A 1,155-nucleotide genomic window follows, 5' to 3' on the forward strand; every position below is an offset into this window, starting at 1 on the left:
TCTTCTTTTTGACGTGGTTTCCGAGCTATCTTGTCGACGAGCGGGGATTAAGTGTTGAATCGATGAGTGTCATCACAGTCATACCTTGGATTTTAGGATTTATCGGGCTGGCTGCGGGGGGATTTGTTTCTGACTATGTGTACAAAAAAACAGCCCGAAAAGGTGTGCTGTTCTCGCGCAAGGTTGTGCTTGTCACGTGTTTGTTTTCATCAGCTGTCCTGATTGGTTTTGCCGGGCTTGTGGCAACGACTGCGGGGGCTGTCACTCTTGTCGCTCTGTCAGTGTTCTTTCTTTATTTGACCGGTGCTATCTATTGGGCTGTCATTCAAGATGTGGTTGATCAAAACAATGTCGGTTCTGTTGGCGGCTTCATGCATTTCCTCGCCAACACGGCAGGAATTATCGGCCCGGCTTTAACCGGATTTATTGTTGACCAAACAGGCACGTTTTCCGGAGCATTTTTGCTTGCCGGAGGGCTGGCTGTCTTCGCTTCACTTGCTGTGATTCGTTTTGTCCGTCCAATCATTGGCAAGACAGCGGGAACAGAAGCGGAGAATCCTGTGTCTTATTAATCTGGAAATATAGTGGGAGAGGCGGTATGTTTGATGATACAATATACAGTAAATAATCGCAGCCGGTATGATAAGGAAGGGAATTAGATGGTAACCATTAAAGATATCGCAAAACTCGCAAACGTATCCCACACAACCGTTTCCAGAGCACTCAACAACAGCCCTTACATCAAAGAACATACGAAGAAAAAAATATTAGAGCTAGCAGAGCAGCTCAACTATACACCAAATGTAAATGCGAAAAGTCTGGCGATGCAAAAGTCGCATACGATCGGGCTGTTCTTTACAAGCATTACAAACGGAACCTCACACAGCTTCTTTGCAGACACAATCAAAGGCGTCAATCAAGCCATAAGTGAGGATTACAATCTGTATGTGCGCGGCATTGATGATCTGAAAAACTATGATTCCGTTACACCAATGAGATATGACGGCATCATTTTAATGAGCCAAAGTGACATTGATAATTCTTTTATTTACCATATTCGCGAAAAAAACATTCCGCTTGTCGTGCTGAATCGTGATATTGATGATCGCACCATCACGAATATTTTGTCCAATGACAAGGAAGGCTCTCAAGAAG

2 protein-coding genes are annotated in these 1,155 nt (G+C 44.2%); both read left to right on the top strand.

From position 1 onward, the window contains the following. On the top strand, nucleotides 1–572 hold a 572-nt coding region (locus ACWHAR_RS22475), incomplete at its 5' end, for an MFS transporter (RefSeq protein WP_452087879.1). A gap of 87 nt (nucleotides 573–659) precedes the next feature. Beyond that, a partial coding sequence (locus ACWHAR_RS22480; protein WP_452087880.1) for a LacI family DNA-binding transcriptional regulator occupies nucleotides 660–1,155 on the top strand: 496 nt, incomplete at its 3' end.

Source organism: Bacillus sp. LR--39 (genome assembly GCF_053613335.1).